Origin of the sequence: Streptomyces sp. NPDC048338 (assembly GCF_043201055.1) — a bacterium.
Taxonomy (GTDB): Bacteria; Actinomycetota; Actinomycetes; order Streptomycetales; family Streptomycetaceae; genus Streptomyces.
The window spans coordinates 362253-377509 of the sequence record NZ_JBICYQ010000005.1; the positions used below are offsets into that span (position 1 = coordinate 362253).

Genomic DNA, 15257 nt, shown 5'->3' on the forward strand with positions numbered 1-15257 from the left:
GGTGGAGTCTGTCGGTTTGGCCTAACTCGGAGCGTGGAGTGGGGTATTCAAGAAATCTGTTCATGCGGACAAGCCCCTTGTCCGCATGGGGAATCCGAAAGGGGGAGCCATGGCGCAGAGGCCGGTGCCGTTGGACGAGAACCACTCGGTGCGTGCCTGGTGGGGCAAGGAACTTCGGAACTGGCGGCGGGTGCGGCGGCTCTCCTCCAGGGCCCTAGGCGAGTTGGTGCAGCTCAGTGGCACGTTGATCGAGCGAATCGAGAAGAACCAGCGAAGGTGCACGGCACAGCTGGCGGCCAAGTTCGACGTTGCGCTCGACGCCGGCGGAGCGTTAGTGCGACTGTGGCGATACGTGGAACGCGAGGAGCAACGGGAGGGCTCCCATGCGGACAACCGTGCAGCCCTTCCCTTGGAGGGCGGCATGGACGACCGGCCCTCGGGCAAGGTGGGGGAGATCCCGGTCTCCTACCTGAAGAGGATGTCTGCAGTGGAACGCCGGAAGCTGATGATCTTGCTTGGAGGGCTCGGCGTTGCAGCCACGGCTGTGACCTCTGATCTGGCCCGTCCGAGGGCAGTACGTGTGGAGGACATCCAACAGGTCCGAGCCGCCTCCATCGCCCTGTCTCAATGGGATGCTCGGTTCGGCGGGGACGGGCTCGTCCAGAGCGCCGCCGAGGGGGAGATGGCCAGGGCCCGAGCCCTCCTGCAGCTCGACTGCCCCACCTCGCTCAAGCAGGACCTCTTCACGGACGTCGGCCGGCTGGCGATCGTGCTCGGCGCCGCAGCCTTCGATCGCCTCCAGCACGACGAGGCCACCACGCTCCTGGAGCTGGGGCGCCAGTGCGCCGAGGAGGCCGACAACTGGAGCCTGCGGGCCAGCGCCCTCAACTGGCGTGCGAGGCAGGAGATCTGGCGCGGCCATCCAGAGGAAGGGCTCACCTTTGCGGAGGTTGGTCTTGTGCGGTCCGATCGACTGACTCCGCGCGAGCAGGCGATGCTCCACAACGCGAGGGCGCGCGCTCTGGCCAAGATGAAGCGTGCTGACGAGGCCCGTGCCGCGATCGGTCTCTCCGACGACATCGTCACTCGGGCGAAGGGCGCCGGCGAGGAAGCTCCCTGGATGGTCTTCTACGACCACGCCCAGCACCTGGGCGACACAGGGCATGCGGCCTTCGACATCGCGATGCTTCCAGGCAGCCGGGGAGCAGTGGAGCTGGCGCGCAACCGTCTTGAGGCCGCGGTGGAGGGACACACCAGCGAATTCACCCGGTCCCGTGCACTATCCGGAACCAAACTCGCGACGCTGCTGATGTCGACAGGCGAGCCGGATCGAGCCGTTGCTGTGGCCACCCGGGCCCTGGACGACGTCGGACGCCTACGCTCCCGGCGTGCCGCTACCGATGTCGCCTCCTTGGCGAGGGCCGCAGCTCCCTTCAGCCGGAGGCCGGAGCTCGCCGAGCTCCGAGCCAGAATCGGTACCGTACTGGCATGACCACGACCGACATCGAGGCGTCCCGGGCACTGCTCGCGGAAGCTGCGGCGGCACGCGGCTTCTCCGCCCAGGGCGCCACCCTCATCCGACTGGCCGAGAACGCGATATGGCGGCTGACCGCCGATATCGTCGTCAGGATCGCCAGGCCCGGTCAAGAGGCAGCCGCCGCTCGCGAAGTCGCCGTGGCACGGTGGCTAAGTGCCGCCGGCGTGCCGACGGTCGAACCTCTCGCGATAGACCAGCCGGTGCTCGCGGGCGGTCGAGCGGCAACCTTCTGGGCGCTACTCCCTCCACACGAGGCCGGCACCGAGGCAGACCTCGCTGGCCTTCTGGCCCAGCTCCATAGCCTCCCTGTTCCGACCTTCGCGATCGGTCGGCTCAACCCGTTTGTCCGGATCAAGGAACGGCTCGTTGCCTCCCGTGCCGTATCCGAAGAAGATCGCGCCTGGCTCTTGAGTCATCTTCGTGAACTCGAAGGCCAATGGCAGAGTCTGCCCGGCAGCCGTGGTGACTGCGTCGTCCACGGCGATGCCTGGACGGGAAACTGTGCGGTGATCAAGGGACCGTTCCGGCGAGCCGTTCTCCTCGACTACGAGCGAACCTCCCTCGGCCCTCCTGAATGGGACCTGACGTCGACTGCTATCGAGGTCGATACCTTCGGGAGCCTCTCCGCCGAGAAGTATCGGGTCTTCTGCGATCAGTACGGTCACGACGTCATGGACTGGGCTGGGTATCCAACGCTCCGCGGCATCCGCGAGCTCCGGCTCGTCACCTTCGCTCTACAGATTGCGGACCTTGATCCCTCGGCGAGGAGTGAAGCACATGGCCGGGTTGACTGCCTACGAGGAAGGAGGGGGCCGCGCCCGTGGGGATGGAAAGCAGTCGGGTAGGGACACCGCCGTGCAGTTCGTGGTGGGAACTGCCGGTCAACCCCGCTACTGCTCTGCTTCATCCCGGAGCGCTGCCAGCCACTGGGCCATGAGGTCCTCTGCCGAGACCACCTCTCCGGGGAGGCGGAAGACGCCGGCCATGTGCTCCATCATGACCTCGTTGAGCTGGGCAATGAGGTGGTCGAAGGATGGGTCCAAGCAGAAGCTGAGCACGTTGGCCGCGATGACTTTGTTGACGCATTGTGCTGCCGTGATTGCGGCCTCGCCCAGGCCCAGCTCGTCGATTTTTGCGCGGATGGCTTGCTGGCCGGGGGTGTCCGGGAGCAGCAGGCCATGCATGAGGTATAGGCCGCCGCAGAAGCCCAGGACGCGGGCGGCTTCCCGGGCGCGGGCCAGCCTCTCGGGGCTGACGGTCTCGGCTTCGGCGACCACGTCACGCTGCTGTACCACGTGTAGGAGGTGCTCTAGGGTTCCGTCCTGCTCAGCTTGCTCGAAAGCTGCGGCCAGCGTCGCGCCGTCCGCTCCCGGCAGTACCCCAGAGGCGGTCACCGCCTGCGCGAAGCTCTCCCCACTCACCTCCCCCTGCGGCAGTCCGAGTAGCGCGATCAGGTTGACCATGCTGCGCTGTCCAGCGCGTGGTGGCGGCTGGATGTCCTGACCGCTGTCGAGCATCGCTTCGCGCATACGTGCCGGATGACCGAACGGGCCCGGCGAGCGGGCCAGGTATTTCTCCGCGTCGGCGTAGAGAACGTCCGTATCGGTGTCGTCGCGCGCCCGACGGGCCTGCTCGATCAGGCGTTGGACAGGACTGCGGCGCAGGGCCCAGACGAGGGCGTCACGGACGGGTTCGAAGGGTGGCTCCGGGACCGGCCTGCGGGAGTGCGCTCCTGGTGTACCGGCTCGCATGTACCAAGCCAGGACCGTGGCGCGTAGGTCCTTGCCCTGCCCGCTGCACCGCGTCAGGACATCGGCGATCTCCACGGTGCGGGGGCCCAGTACGGATGATGAGCCGCGGCCTCTGCCCAGTGCCTTGCGGGCGTGCCGCGGCAACAGGCCGGCTCGCCGCCAGCGTTCCAGCTGCGCCGCTGATGTGGCCAGGTCGCGGTCGTGGAGGTGCCTGAGCAGCTCCCGGTCTGCGGGTGAGGTGTCGTCGCGAATCACGTCCGCACTTTAGAACCCCGCGAAGTGCCGTGGAGCTGGAAAATCAACGTGTGGCTCAATGGGGCCGCAGGGGCGGAAGTGGGCAACTTCACCGGTGCCTTGCGGTCCCCGCGCGGTCACGCGACCGGGCCCAGGGGCACGTGCGACGCGGGCAAAGGGCAGAGAGGGAGAGAACTCACCGACATGCTGAACGATGTGATCACTGGCTCGATCGCGGAGCTGCTGGGGGGTTGCGCCGTGTTCGTGACTGTCGCCCTCGTCGCAGGGGCCCGCCGCCGACGTGGTGCCCGGCGCAGCACCGCACCGGGCGGAGGCGGGGCGGCGACGCGACCCGCCCGCACGTACACCCTGATCGGCACGCGGGCCCCGGACGGCCACGTGGTCCAGCTCGCCAGCAGCCGGCCTGCCGGCACCGTCATCACCTGGCCGGAGCCGGCCAGCGATCGCCGGCAGCGGTTCGAGCTGACGGACGCGGTTCTCTCCGACGGCACGTACGCGGCGGAACCCCTCGACTGGTACCGCTGAGCTGTCCGGGGCCGGCTACTTCCGGGAGTAGCTGGAGGGCGTCGTGCGGTTACCGGCGACGATGCCGACGACGACGGCGCGGTCCACGGTTGCTCCGTGCGGCCGGTGGGTTGTGCTCCACACGCTCTCTTCGAGTCGGAGGTTGCCCTTGGTGCCGGTCTTGGAGGTGAGGTCGAGGACAAGGAGTTGTCCAAACGGCGCGTTGGTGTTGCTGTAGTCCGCTGTCTGCGTGAGGTAGCGGCCTTCCAGGTACTGGCGACTGTTGTCGGAATCGTCCTTCTTGATCTCGGTGAGGTAGCGCAGGCTGCCCAAGTGCACCATGACGTCGCCGCGGCCCATGGCGACGTCGACGGGTTCGACCATGACCGCGTTGTGGAGCGGACCCATTTGCAGCCATTGGTGAAAGTCGCGCTGGAGGTCGGCCTCGACCGGCTTGCGGGCGTTGCTTCCTTCGGGTTTGCGCCTGTAGTCGAAAGGCGGAGGTTTGCCTTTTTTGCTGCTGCCAACGAGGTTTGTCCGGGTGAGGTCGGAGCGGCTCTTGAGGAACAGCAGGGTCTGTCGCACTAGGGCCGAGAAGGTCCTTCGTGTCTCGCCGGTGAACGCGGGATGCTCTTGCAGCGCTTCCATGAGTTCGTCGAGCTTGGGGACGATGACTGGGTCTGTGGCTTCGAGACGGGCGACGTCGTTGTCGTGGGCCATCCCCTCGATGGCGAGGAGCTGGGGATCGTCCAGGGAGGCGGCGATGCGCAGCGCCTGATCGGCTCCGAGGAGGATCAGCAGGGTTGGGGCTCGGCGCTGCAGGCGGGCCAGGAGGGCCCGGTCGGGGTCGTCGTCCTCGGAGTGATCTTGGCCTGTCGAGCTGGCGTCGCGGGATTCGCGCTGTGATGAGGTGTTCTCGATCGCGTTGAGCAGGGCGTTGGCGGTCTCCGCGTCGAAACCGCTGTCTGCGTGGCGCTCAGTCTCTTGGGTGGCTCGGCGTAGCTGTGCGAGGAAGGCCTGCTGGCACAGGAAGCTGTCTTCGATCACTGGCTGGACCAGGGTGGCCAGTCCGTGGCTGCTGTCGCTGGTCATCGGCTGGACGGTACGGCTGGCCCGGTAGGCGGTGAGCACCGTGCCCAGGGCCTGCCAGCCGTCCAGCCAGGCATCCTCGTTGAGGGCGTGGGCGGCGCCGCGCAGTTGCAGGACGAGCTCGTGCCAGGCGATCTCGGCCGAGCGTCTGGGCTGCAGCCAGGCGGGCTGGTGAGTGCGGTGGATCCAGGCCTCGCGCCGGTCCAGGAGGTTCGCGATCCGGTCTGCGGCATCGGTGATGGCGTTCGCGTCGTGCCGGCTGAACGCCATGATTGCGTCGCAGACTGCGGCGAAGGTCTCGGCGTCGTGGCGGGCCTCGTCGGCCTGGGCCGCGCGCGTGAAGTGCCTGCGGGCCTGGACGAGGTGGTTGGTCACCTCACCAACAGTCTTCGAGGAGAGTGCGCGGCGCAGCAGGTCGCAGCCGAGTTCGAACATGGCATCGGCGTCGGCGGCTTCGTCATTCGTGAGCTGCACGAGGAGGTCTCGGACGCTGTCGGCGATCGTGTCCTCCTGGGCCCAGCGGTCGAGAGTGAGGCCGAGAATGCGCGGCAGCCGCTCAAGAAAGTCCTCGGGTCCGTCGACAGGGACCTCTTCGAGGGCTTGCCACACCTTGAAGGGGCTGACGGCTTCGGCGATCGCCAGCCGTACGGCTCCTTCGAGCTGGGCGGCGGCCAGCAGCGGCGTCGTTTCGATGCGGGACAGTAGGTCGTTCAGGAGGGCGGTGGTCAGCGGCTTTCCGAGGGCTTTGGCCGCCGGTGCGCTGTCGAGCAGGGCATCGAGCGAGGCGGTCAGGTGGAGCACGCTGGGTTGGGTGGCGAGGCCTGGCGGAAGGGTCGTTGCGACGGTCTGCCACTGCGCGTCCCCGCGGTTGTAGGCGTCGGCGACGGCCTCGGCGAGGAAGGGGGCGAGAGGGCCGGCGGCGACTGCCCCGGCTTGGCCCACCACCGTGTCAGGGGGCAGACCGATGGCGGGGAAGGTGATGGGCTCGCTGCCCGCGGCCAGTTCAGTGAGCCGGTCGGCGAGCTGGAGCATGTCCCTCGTCCTTTCTCGTAACGTGCCGGAGGTGGGTCACCACAGCGGGGCGCCCTCGGCCGCCTGTCGGATGGTGTCCTTGGGGAGCGTGGCGTTGGCAAGATCGAAGTCCGCCGTGGTGAGGAGGACCTGGAGCTCGCTGTCGGCTGCGACCGCGGCCAGTTCTCGGAAGAGCTTATGGGCGTCTGCGGACTGCATTTCCTCGGACTTCGGGCTGTCGATCAGCAGCAGGCCGGGGTGAGTCGACACGCCGTTGCGTCGGCCGATCCGCAGGAGGGCGATGGCGACCGCGACACGTAGCCGGAGTTTCGCGCCGGCTGTCTGGCCTTGGAACCATTCCTGTGCGCTACCGACGGGGTAGATCTTCAGGCGGGCCGCGCGGTCAATGGACACGGACTGCAGGGACGGCACCCCGAACCCGGTGGCGAGACTGGCGATCTCGTCGTTGATCTCTTCGAAGAGCTTCGCCGCTGTGGCCTTGCTGTCACCGTCAAGCAGGCTGGCGGCAGCATCGAGGATGCGGATGGCCTTCTCCTCCGCCTCGTCCGGAGGGGTCTCCTGCGGGGCTTCCAGCACGCTGAGTGCGCCTTCGAGGCGCAGTACGGCTTCGTGTGCGGCGAGCCGCGCCGGCAGGTCGGCGGCCGACTGGGCGCGCCGCAGCTCTGCTTGGGCTTCCTCCAGCTGGCCGGTGAGCCGCCGAACTTCGGTTCGGGCCTGCTCGCGTTCGGTCTTCGCGGCTTCTTCGGCGGCGGTGGTGGCTTCGAGTCGGGTCTCGGCTTCGGCGGTCACGGCCTGCGGGTCATCGTCATCACCCACTACTTCCCTGGCACAGACCGCACAGGTGTGCGCCTGGCGCTCTTCGCGGCGACGCTCGTCGTCGATGGTCTGGTCGCATCGAGGGCAGCTGGTCGGGTTGAGTCCGTGGAACAGGAGGCGGGCGGTTGCGCTCTCGGTGACGTCGTTGAGGAGTTTCGCGGCGTGCTGCCGTTCCGTGCGCGCCCGGCGGAAAGTGCGGTCTGCCTCCTCCCAGACATCTTGCGCGTCGGCTACGGCTTGCGCGAGGTCCATGGCGGTGTGCGCGAGGTCGACCAGCGAGACATCGCTCGTGCCGATCGGACTCAAGCTGGCCAGAAGTTCCTGGGCCTTGCCGAGTTCGTCCTGAAGGCGGTTCCGCTCCGTCGTACGCGCGGCAGCCGCCGCTTCGGCCTCCTTGCGGCGTGCCTTGTTGCCGGCGACCCGCACGTCGCGGACCGTCTTGACCCGGGTCAGAGCCGCGGCGGCCGGCAGGTCGAGGAAGACCTGCAGCAGGCGTCCTGGCAGGCCGTCGGTCATAACGTCGCCCATGAGCGGCTTGTCGGCGCCGGTGGGGAGATAGATCGCTCCGAAGTACGCAGGCCATCCGTGCGTTGTGGTGCTGGTTTCCTTGCGGCTGTTGAGGAGGGGTTGCAGGTCCATCCGGCCCAGCATCAGCCCAGCGATCTGCTCCGCGTAGCTTGCGGTGCTCGCCGCCCGGAGCAGGGGTGTGATCCCCCGACGGGGGTCGGGGACGCGTACGTCTTCGAGCGCGGTGATATCCGGGCCGGTCAAGACGACGGCGGAGACGATCTCCCCCTCCTCGAGGTCCAGACGGAACGCCATGGGAGTGCCGGCGACGGTCGCGTCCAGATCGACATGCCGGAGCCAGTGGCGAACCCGGGTCTGCAGCGCGTCGCGCCAGGTTCCGCGCAGGCACCACGTCACCAGCTCCAACACCGAACTCTTACCCCGGAAATTCGAGGCCACGAAAGCGGTGAGACCTTCCGAGAAGTAGAGCGGGGTATCGAACGCACCCGGCTGGACGTCACCGGTCCGCTCCCCAGCTAGCCGCAGCCGATGCAGGCGCAGAGGTCGGGCGCGGGCGGGCGTAACGACGAGGGGCAGGCCGTAGGCCGCGAACACGTCACGGACGTCGTCGACCGGAACGCCCGCCTTCTTCGCGATCCTGTCCTCAAGGGCTACCTCAGCCTGTGGCGCACTCACACCTGTCCCCCTCCGTGTGTCGCGAGTTCCTGGCGAAGCGCCGCCAGGCGCCCTCGCGCTTTCGCGCTGATCGACCGGATCTCCTGTCCCCGCGGCGTCTCCGCGTACTCGGGGATCCGGTACTGCATGTCCTTGAGTTCGCTTCCCCGCCGGTCGCCTGCGAGGGCCAGGACAAGCCCGACCCGGTCGACGTAGTACGCGAAGGCGGGCGCTTCACGGATGATCTCCTGCACCACTTGGCGGCCGTGCTGCAGCAGGTAGTAGTCGTGCTGGCGCACACGATCGATCGTTCCTCGCCGCTGGCGGATGATCAGTCCGGCACTACGCAGAACCGACAGAGCGTCATCCAGCCAGCCGTAGGCACCGAAATGGTGGCGCAGCATCGGATAACGGCGGACCTCGGGTTCTTCGGAATCCAGGATCACCGCAGCGTGCTCCAGGAGCTCACCTTCTCCCGTGGCCTCGTAGCCGTTGAGGAGCTCGTTGGCGAGGAAGTCCGGGTTCCGCAGCCAGAAGTCGAGCTTCTGCAGCTTGACCTGCGTCCGCATGACCCCGACGGCTTGCTGCAGGACGGGCTCAGCCAGCTCCGGTACGGAGAGCGGCTCGCAGGCCCCATCGATCAGCAGCAGAAGGCGGACGGCGTCCTGCTCGCGGCTGGTCGGCGGGCCTTCAGGTTCCGCGCCCGCTCTGTTGTGATCCATTGCGCCAGCGTAGTGAGCCGCACACGCTCTGCCCATGGGGCCTTCGGATTCCCGCCACAATTCGTGGCACCCGAGAATCGAGGAAATCCGGGCACGGCGGATGGAACAGCATGCTGCCGACTGGCTGATGCCGGGCAGGTACCTGGAGTTCAATGAAGCTCCGCCATCTTGATTCTGGCTGGTCAGGGCCTCTGGTGTGATGCCGGGTGAGGCTGCTCGGGCTGGTGGTGGGGCAGTGTCCAGCATGTAGATCGTCGGGCAGGGCGGTTCGCCTGTTCCGGTCCGCCGCCTCGTTCTCCTCCCTACGATCCGGCGCATGGTGGATCCCGAGGTGCAGGAGCGGATCGCGGTACGCCGCGCGGAGTTGGACGATCTGGAAGAACAGCTGGTCAAGGAGTTGACCGAGGTTCGGGCCGAACGCGAGGACCTGGCGGCGGCGGAGCGGGTCCTGGCCCGGATGGGCGAGCAGGTCGCCGCCGAACGGGCCGCGACGGCGCCGGCTGTCGCGCAGGTGGGCGGGAAGGGGGTGCTTCTGATCCCGCACCGCGCCCCGGAGATGGCCGAGACCGCGCTCCCGCCGGAGTACCAGCGAATTCTCGCTTCCGTCCGTGCTGCTGGCGGGCCGGTCATGGTCCGGCAGGTGGGCGAGGCGCTCGGGCTGGACACCGGAGTGCGGGGCAAGCTGGAGCCGCTGCGCGGGAAGCTGACGAAACTGGCCGATCGCTGCTGGCTGCACAAGCGTCCCGACGGGCGGTTCACCGTCCGACCGTGACCCGCAGTTCCCTGGGGCGGACGTAACTGCGGTGCCCCCGGGGCTCGTTGGGAATGTGTGAGCAAAACCGAAGAGCACATCGGGGACACCGTGTCCCTTGTCTACCAGTGCCGTCTGCCGCTGTCCACGAGCACCGTCAACCACCTCGCCGGCCTGCTGCGGCGTCACCTGAAATCGATAGGTTCGCGCCGGCGGTCGCTGCCGCCGGGGAAGATCGCGGTGATCGTCCTGGCCGTGCTCCGCCACGATCAGCGCCTGGCCGACATGGCCGGCGGCAACAGCATCGCCGAGTCCACCGTCCGCCGCTGGCGCGACGAGATGATCCACCTGCTCGCCGCCCGCGCTCCGCGCCTGGACCGGGCCCTGAAGAAGATCGCGAGGCGGGGCGGGGAAGTCGTCCTGGTCGACGGCACCCTCATCGCCACCCAGCGCCGCACCGGCCGCGACAACCGAAAACACTTTTCCGGCAAGCACCACCGTCACGGCCTGCACTTCCTCGCCCTGACCGACGAGAGGGGCCGCCTGATCTGGATCTCCGCCGCGCGGCCCGGCCGCACCCACGACGCCACCGCCGCCCGCCATGACCATCTCGTCGAACATCTCAAGGCGGCCGGCCTCGGCGCGCTCGCCGACCTGGGCTTCCTCGGCGTGGACAAGCCCGACGACCCCGATGACCTGGTCATCGTGACCGGTTTCAAGGCCACCCGCTACCGCAAGCTCACCCCCGGGCAGAAGACGGCGAACCGGGTTCTGGCCGCCGGACGCGCGCCCGTCGAGCGCGGGTTCGCCCACCTGAAGAACTGGCGGATCCTCACCAAGCTCCGCACTGACCCCGCCCGCGCCACCCACCTGCTTCGCGCGCTGCTCGTACTGACGAACATCGAGGCCACTACAGGAAATTAATCTCTGCCGCAGGCGGCCCGCGACCAGTAAACGCACCCCCGGAGCAGCGTCACTGAGCCGGGATCGGCTGGGTGAGGTTCACCGGGTTGCCGTCGGGGTCCTGGATGTGGGCGACGCGCTGTCCCCACGGCATGTTGTTGGGGCCGCCGCGGACCGAGCCGCCCAGCGCCGTCACCCGGCCGAGCGTCTCGTCGACGTCGTCGACACCGATGCTGAGCAGGATCCGCGGTGCCGCCCCGGTCCCCGGGTCCGTCTTGGCCACCAGCCCGAGGTCGGTGTCGCCGATGCGCAAGCCGAGGTAGAAGGCCGGGCCTTCCGCCGGTACCCGGAAGATCTCCTCGCCGCCGAACAATTTCGTATAGAAGCCGACCAGGACGTCTTGGTCGGCAGTGATGATCACTGGCTGGATGGTGGACATGGCACTCCTGTCGAGAACGGTCGTGTCGCTGGGTAGACCGTTCAAGGACGGTGAACTCATCGGCAGAACCACCCCGCCGGACGATCTACACCCCAGACTGCCGCCCACGACCAGCACGAGCACCCCGAAACGGGGTCACGCCACCCCTGCTGACCAGCCACTTCAAGATGGCGCAGCCACAATGAAGACTGGAGGCCCGGACGCCGGCTCTCCCGGAAGGCGCAATGCCGACGTTGGGCCCGCGGAGTGGTCGTCAGCCCAGGCGGAAGGCCACCACGGTGGCATCGCCCGTGTAGTCGTCCTCCGGCTAGACCTGGTCGGGCGCCCCGTTCGACACCAGGAACACCAGGAGGGCTGCCCCTCCATCTACACCTGGCGGCACGTCACCGCAGACGCCTGCGCGAGCCCCAGGCGGGCCAGGGTGTCGTGCTTGCCGGCATCGAGCTGCACGTCGGCGGACCAGAGCGTGAACCCGTGTCCTCCCGCGCCGCAGCACCGGCGGCCCCTTATCCAGCGGATACTCGTCGGCTGCCCCGGCTCTGCGCACGCGAGCACCGCGGACGCGTGAGCCGGCCGGTTTCATCGGCCCTGGCCATCCGTACGGCCGTCATCAGCCCGGGCATCCTGCCCAGCTCCATCCCGACGTGCGTGATCGCCGCTGTGCAGCCCTTGCACGTCAAGAAGCTCAACTTGGTGGTCGCCATTTCGACGTGGGATTCCTTCGAGTGGGTGCGCGGTGCCGCCGAGGGGTGAGGTCGGGGTTCGGAATCGCTCACAGCAGACGAAACTTCCTGAGTGGGAGTGGAACCCTGCGTAGAAGCATGTCAACCTACACCTCCGTCCCTTTTCCAATTGTCGCAGTGGCCTAGACGGGTGGATTTTGGCAAGTCTTCGTGCTTCAGGGATTTCGGGGTTCGTTCGGGTTTCATGCCCCCTCTTGTTTGCCCTAGGTGCGCTGAATGCTGCCCTGGCCCAGGCGCGTGTTGATTTCGGGGGTGTATCGACTGGACTGTGTCTGTGCGCGTGTACTGCTGGGCTGTTCGGAGAGGATCTTCTGCAACGTGACTACCGTCGGGACCGGGTTGTCCTTGCCTACGTCGCCAGGCATCCCGGAGTCGATGTTCGACAGGTGGCTCGTGCCATTGAAGATTGCGAACGCGTCGCCTTCCGAGGCCTCGCTCGACTCACGAAGGAAGGTCTTCTTGCTTGGGCTGTGGACCGTCAAACGTCAGGCGAGAGGGTGTATCGGATTGCTCGTTGACGAGGCCAGCTGTGACGAGGGGCTGCCTCAGGTGTCTGAAGCGGAGCGCAACATAGCCCATGAACGCCGGTTAGCCTAACCGGCGATTCTGGAGACCATGGATATCGGTCGCGCCGACTACTTGGCGGTGGATGGTGCTGGCCTCCCTGTCCATTCCTGTGAGCCCCGCTCTCGTGGCAGCCGACTTGCGATCGCGCTCACGGGGCTTGCCGCGTGAGGTGAAAGGTCCAACCGTGTGCGATTCCCTGCTCTCAGTTCCGCGAGTCGCAGAGATGCTCGATATCAGCCGCAGGTCCGTCTACCGATACATCGAGTTGGGGGAACTGTCGGTCGTCGACCTCCGCACAGGGAATGGGCGCTCGCGTGTGCGGATACCCAGTCGCGATGTGCATGAATTCGTGGGTCGACGTACGTCAGCAACTTCGTGTTGGCGCTCCGCCTAGCTCCGCCTCCTACTTTTCGATCGTATGCATCGCGTCACAGAGAGAATGAATGGCCTACCTTCGTAAACTTCCGTCCGGCAAGTGGCAGGTAACTGTCAGGAACCGGGCCGGTGATCGGATTAGCGAAACGTTTCCCCTGAGGTCTCAGGCCCATGCCTGGGGCAGGGACGAAGAGGCGAAGCTCAGTAGGTCCGCCTACCGTGATCCTCTTGCTGGAAAGATCAAGTTTGGTGCCTGGCACGATCGATGGTGGGAAGCGCGTGTCGTTGAACCGCACACTCGCCGAGGCGATGAGTCGTCCATCCGTAACCACGTGACTCCCCACTGGGCCGATTGGGAGCTTCGTGACATCGCGCGACTCGACGTGCAGTCCTGGGTCCGCAAGATGACGGTGGCCGGCACTGGGGCCTCGGCGATCCGCAGGGCCTACAACCTGACATCGTCCATCATGAAGGCAGCGGTCGAGGAGGACCTCATATCGGTCACTCCGTGTCGCGGCATTGATCTTCCTAAGGGCTGTCCCGTAACTGCTGGTCACGGGTGAGATGATCTTGCTGTGGCTGGTGTGATCACGGCGTCGGAGCCGTCCTGGATAGCCCCGTTCACCGGGCTGAGCCCGCGCCTGTTCGGGAAGCTGGTGACCGTGTTGCGGCGCGAGGGTGCGGACGCGGTCCGCAAGGGCCGGCCGTGGAGTCTTCCGCTGGAGGACCGGGCCCTCCTGGTCGCGGCGTACTGGCGCACGAACTTGACGATGCGGCAGCTCGCCCCGCTGTTCGGGGTGTCGAAGTCGGCGGCGGACCGGATCATCGACCACCTCGGGCCGATGCTCGCGCTCCAGCCCCGCAAGCGGTTCGCCAAGGACACCGTGCTCATCGTGGACGGCACCCTCGTCCCCACCCGCGACCACACCATCGCCGAGCAGTCCAAGAACTACCGGTACTCCACCAGCCATCAGGTCGTCATCGACGCCGACACCCGCCTGGTCGTCGTGGTCGGCCGGCCGCTCGCCGGAAACCGCAACGACTGCAAGGCGTGGGAGGAATCCGGCGTCAAAGCCGCCGTCGGCAAGACCCTCACGATCGCCGACGGCGGCTACCCCGGCACCGGACTCGTCATGCCTCACCGCCGCCGCAAGGGCGAGGAACTGCCGGAGTGGAAGCAGGAGCACAACAAGTCCCACAAGCAGGTCCGGGCCCGCGTCGAGCACGTCTTCGCCCGCATGAAGACCTGGAAGATCCTCCGCGACTGCCGCCTCAAAGGCGACGGCGTCCACCACGCCATGCTCGGCATCGCACGGATGCACAACCTCGCACTCGCCGGATAGACCAGCGGACCACACCGCGGCCACCCGCGCCCGAGGCGACTCAACGATCATTTACGGGACAGCCCTTAAGGAAGCGGTCAAACCGCCTCAGTGGTTCACGGTGCCGCAGGCGCAGGCGATCCTCGCGAAGCTGGACCAGCCCTGGCAGACCATGGCCTTGCTGGCCTTCTACACCGGACTGCGATGGGGTGAACTCGCGGGGCTGCATGGCCATCGCATGGACTGGCGCCGCGGTCGCCTGTTCGTGGTGGAGGTCAACACCAAGTCCGGGATCAAGGAGTACCCGAAGAGCTCCAGGAGCCGCCGGGAGGTCCCCATCCCTGATCACGTGCTCGAAGCGCTGGCGCGCCATATGCACGGACGTGAGAAGGACGGTGTTGTTTTCACCACCGTTACTAAAGGGCGGGCTGGGCGGCTGCTCGACGACGGTAATTGGCGGAAGTACGTCTGGTGGCCGGCGGTGAAGGAGGCGACGTTCCTTGATTTTGCCGGGGACCTGCGTCCGCTGCCGCACTATCCTCCACACTCCATGCGCCACACGTGCGCTTCGTGGCTGGTGCAGAACGGAGTGTCGCTGTACGAGGTGCAGCACCTGCTCGGCCATGAGAGCTACCAGACGACGCAGCGGTATGCCCACCTCGCCCCGGACGCCCATCAGGCGGTGCTGGGTGGCTGGACGCGTCTGGAGTCCCAGCTGATCATCCCTGCTGCGGCGGCTTGAGCATCCCAACTTGATAACCGAGCGTGGTCGTGGTCGAGGCGAGCAGACCTTGCACGCCGCACTTTCCCAGCGTCGGAGGGCGCACCCGTTGCGGGTGCACCCTCCGACGCTGCTGCGTTTCCGGTACCGTCAGCAGCAGCGGTTCGATCGGTGATCGGCTTGAGCACGGGCAACGAGCCTCTGACGCATGCGCCTTCGGGTGTGACGCACGTTTGACGCACGGCGCTCCGTGCGTCAAGAGGATCTCGCCTCTGACCTGCACGTTCTTCGGCGGTGAGGCGCCTCTACGCGTTCCCGATGACGCACCACGTGGAGTGCGTGGCGATCCTGGAGCCGGTGAAGAAGGACGCGTGACCTGCGGATCTCCGTATACGTTCACCTGTTCGGTGCCGAACGGGCCGCGAGGTCCGCGACCGGGCGAGCATCTCGGGATCAGCGCCGGGCGGACGTCCGCAGCCAGGGCGAAGCACCGCTCGGCGAAGTTCAGCCGGGCGCCGGGAAACCAGAGGGCTGAGCGGGGGCTGTGC

The 15257-nt window shown here is 67.1% G+C and carries 15 protein-coding genes; 10 read left to right on the forward strand and 5 right to left on the reverse strand.

Going from position 1 to position 15257, the window contains the following annotated elements; translation table 11 throughout:
* Positions 1 to 109 precede the first annotated feature (109 nt).
* Both ACGFZF_RS14990 and ACGFZF_RS14995 read left to right on the forward strand, forming a co-directional pair.
* A complete protein-coding gene (locus ACGFZF_RS14990; protein ID WP_392582167.1) occupies positions 110 to 1492 on the forward strand; it encodes an XRE family transcriptional regulator in 1383 nt (460 codons plus the stop codon).
* The gene (locus ACGFZF_RS14995) at positions 1489 to 2382 is read left to right on the forward strand and encodes a phosphotransferase family protein (protein ID WP_392582166.1); all 894 of its coding nucleotides are present in this window, start codon (positions 1489 to 1491) and stop codon (positions 2380 to 2382) included. The genes ACGFZF_RS14990 and ACGFZF_RS14995 overlap by 4 nt, the downstream gene beginning before the upstream one ends.
* Before the next feature lie 45 nt (positions 2383 to 2427).
* On the opposite strand, the gene ACGFZF_RS15000 is transcribed toward ACGFZF_RS14995, so the two are convergent.
* Positions 2428 to 3543: a hypothetical protein gene (locus tag ACGFZF_RS15000; RefSeq protein ID WP_393554078.1), complete on the reverse strand. Its 1116-nt coding sequence runs from the start codon at positions 3541 to 3543 to the stop codon at positions 2428 to 2430.
* A gap of 183 nt (positions 3544 to 3726) precedes the next feature.
* Between ACGFZF_RS15000 and ACGFZF_RS15005 the strand changes: the two genes are divergently transcribed.
* Positions 3727 to 4068, forward strand: a complete 342-nt coding sequence (locus ACGFZF_RS15005; RefSeq protein WP_392582164.1) for a hypothetical protein — start codon at positions 3727 to 3729, stop codon at positions 4066 to 4068.
* Between the two features lie 15 nt (positions 4069 to 4083).
* On the opposite strand, the gene ACGFZF_RS15010 is transcribed toward ACGFZF_RS15005, so the two are convergent.
* From ACGFZF_RS15010 to ACGFZF_RS15020, 3 genes are read right to left on the reverse strand one after another with little or no spacing between them, the layout of a single operon-like run.
* Positions 4084 to 6168, reverse strand: a complete 2085-nt coding sequence (locus ACGFZF_RS15010) for a hypothetical protein (protein ID WP_392582163.1) — start codon at positions 6166 to 6168, stop codon at positions 4084 to 4086.
* 36 nt (positions 6169 to 6204) lie between these two features.
* A complete protein-coding gene (locus ACGFZF_RS15015; RefSeq protein WP_392625674.1) occupies positions 6205 to 8187 on the reverse strand; it encodes a hypothetical protein in 1983 nt (660 codons plus the stop codon).
* A complete protein-coding gene (locus ACGFZF_RS15020; RefSeq protein ID WP_392582159.1) occupies positions 8184 to 8888 on the reverse strand; it encodes a hypothetical protein in 705 nt (234 codons plus the stop codon). Before ACGFZF_RS15020 ends, ACGFZF_RS15015 begins: the two co-directional genes overlap by 4 nt.
* 316 nt (positions 8889 to 9204) lie before the next feature.
* Between ACGFZF_RS15020 and ACGFZF_RS15025 the strand changes: the two genes are divergently transcribed.
* Complete coding sequence (locus ACGFZF_RS15025; RefSeq protein ID WP_392582158.1) at positions 9205 to 9660, forward strand: hypothetical protein; 456 nt, start codon at positions 9205 to 9207, stop codon at positions 9658 to 9660.
* Positions 9661 to 9717: 57 nt separating this feature from the next.
* Positions 9718 to 10563 (forward strand): transposase family protein, encoded by an 846-nt coding sequence (locus ACGFZF_RS15030; RefSeq protein ID WP_392582157.1) that lies wholly within the window; start codon positions 9718 to 9720, stop codon positions 10561 to 10563.
* Between the two features lie 49 nt (positions 10564 to 10612).
* Here ACGFZF_RS15030 and ACGFZF_RS15035 read toward each other — a convergent pair whose 3' ends face one another.
* Positions 10613 to 10981: a VOC family protein gene (locus tag ACGFZF_RS15035; protein WP_392582156.1), complete on the reverse strand. Its 369-nt coding sequence runs from the start codon at positions 10979 to 10981 to the stop codon at positions 10613 to 10615.
* A gap of 426 nt (positions 10982 to 11407) precedes the next feature.
* Here ACGFZF_RS15035 and ACGFZF_RS15040 point away from each other — a divergent pair, with 426 nt between their 5' ends.
* From ACGFZF_RS15040 to ACGFZF_RS15060, 5 genes are all read left to right on the forward strand, one after another.
* The gene (locus ACGFZF_RS15040) at positions 11408 to 11734 is read left to right on the forward strand and encodes a hypothetical protein (protein ID WP_393554082.1); all 327 of its coding nucleotides are present in this window, start codon (positions 11408 to 11410) and stop codon (positions 11732 to 11734) included.
* Positions 11735 to 12373: 639 nt separating this feature from the next.
* The gene (locus tag ACGFZF_RS15045; protein WP_392582154.1) at positions 12374 to 12685 is read left to right on the forward strand and encodes a helix-turn-helix domain-containing protein; all 312 of its coding nucleotides are present in this window, start codon (positions 12374 to 12376) and stop codon (positions 12683 to 12685) included.
* 49 nt (positions 12686 to 12734) lie between these two features.
* Positions 12735 to 13229: a hypothetical protein gene (locus tag ACGFZF_RS15050; protein WP_393554085.1), complete on the forward strand. Its 495-nt coding sequence runs from the start codon at positions 12735 to 12737 to the stop codon at positions 13227 to 13229.
* A gap of 12 nt (positions 13230 to 13241) precedes the next feature.
* On the forward strand, positions 13242 to 14009 hold the full coding sequence (locus ACGFZF_RS15055; RefSeq protein ID WP_393553992.1) for a transposase: 768 nt from the start codon (positions 13242 to 13244) through the stop codon (positions 14007 to 14009).
* A gap of 100 nt (positions 14010 to 14109) precedes the next feature.
* Positions 14110 to 14730, forward strand: coding sequence for a tyrosine-type recombinase/integrase (locus tag ACGFZF_RS15060; protein WP_393554087.1), 621 nt, complete (start codon positions 14110 to 14112; stop codon positions 14728 to 14730).
* Positions 14731 to 15257: the final 527 nt, after the last annotated feature.

Excerpts from the sequence above, each read along its gene's own strand:
- ACGFZF_RS14990 (WP_392582167.1), top strand. The coding sequence starts at position 110 with ATGGCGCAGAGGCCGGTGCCGTTGGACGAGAACCACTCGGTGCGTGCC.
- ACGFZF_RS14995 (WP_392582166.1), top strand. The coding sequence starts at position 1,489 with ATGACCACGACCGACATCGAGGCGTCCCGGGCACTGCTCGCGGAAGCT.
- ACGFZF_RS15005 (WP_392582164.1), top strand. The coding sequence starts at position 3,727 with ATGCTGAACGATGTGATCACTGGCTCGATCGCGGAGCTGCTGGGGGGT.
- ACGFZF_RS15010 (WP_392582163.1), bottom strand. The coding sequence starts at position 6,168 with ATGCTCCAGCTCGCCGACCGGCTCACTGAACTGGCCGCGGGCAGCGAG.
- ACGFZF_RS15020 (WP_392582159.1), bottom strand. The coding sequence starts at position 8,888 with ATGGATCACAACAGAGCGGGCGCGGAACCTGAAGGCCCGCCGACCAGC.
- ACGFZF_RS15025 (WP_392582158.1), top strand. The coding sequence starts at position 9,205 with ATGGTGGATCCCGAGGTGCAGGAGCGGATCGCGGTACGCCGCGCGGAG.
- ACGFZF_RS15035 (WP_392582156.1), bottom strand. The coding sequence starts at position 10,981 with ATGTCCACCATCCAGCCAGTGATCATCACTGCCGACCAAGACGTCCTG.
- ACGFZF_RS15045 (WP_392582154.1), top strand. The coding sequence starts at position 12,374 with ATGGTGCTGGCCTCCCTGTCCATTCCTGTGAGCCCCGCTCTCGTGGCA.
- ACGFZF_RS15050 (WP_393554085.1), top strand. The coding sequence starts at position 12,735 with ATGGCCTACCTTCGTAAACTTCCGTCCGGCAAGTGGCAGGTAACTGTC.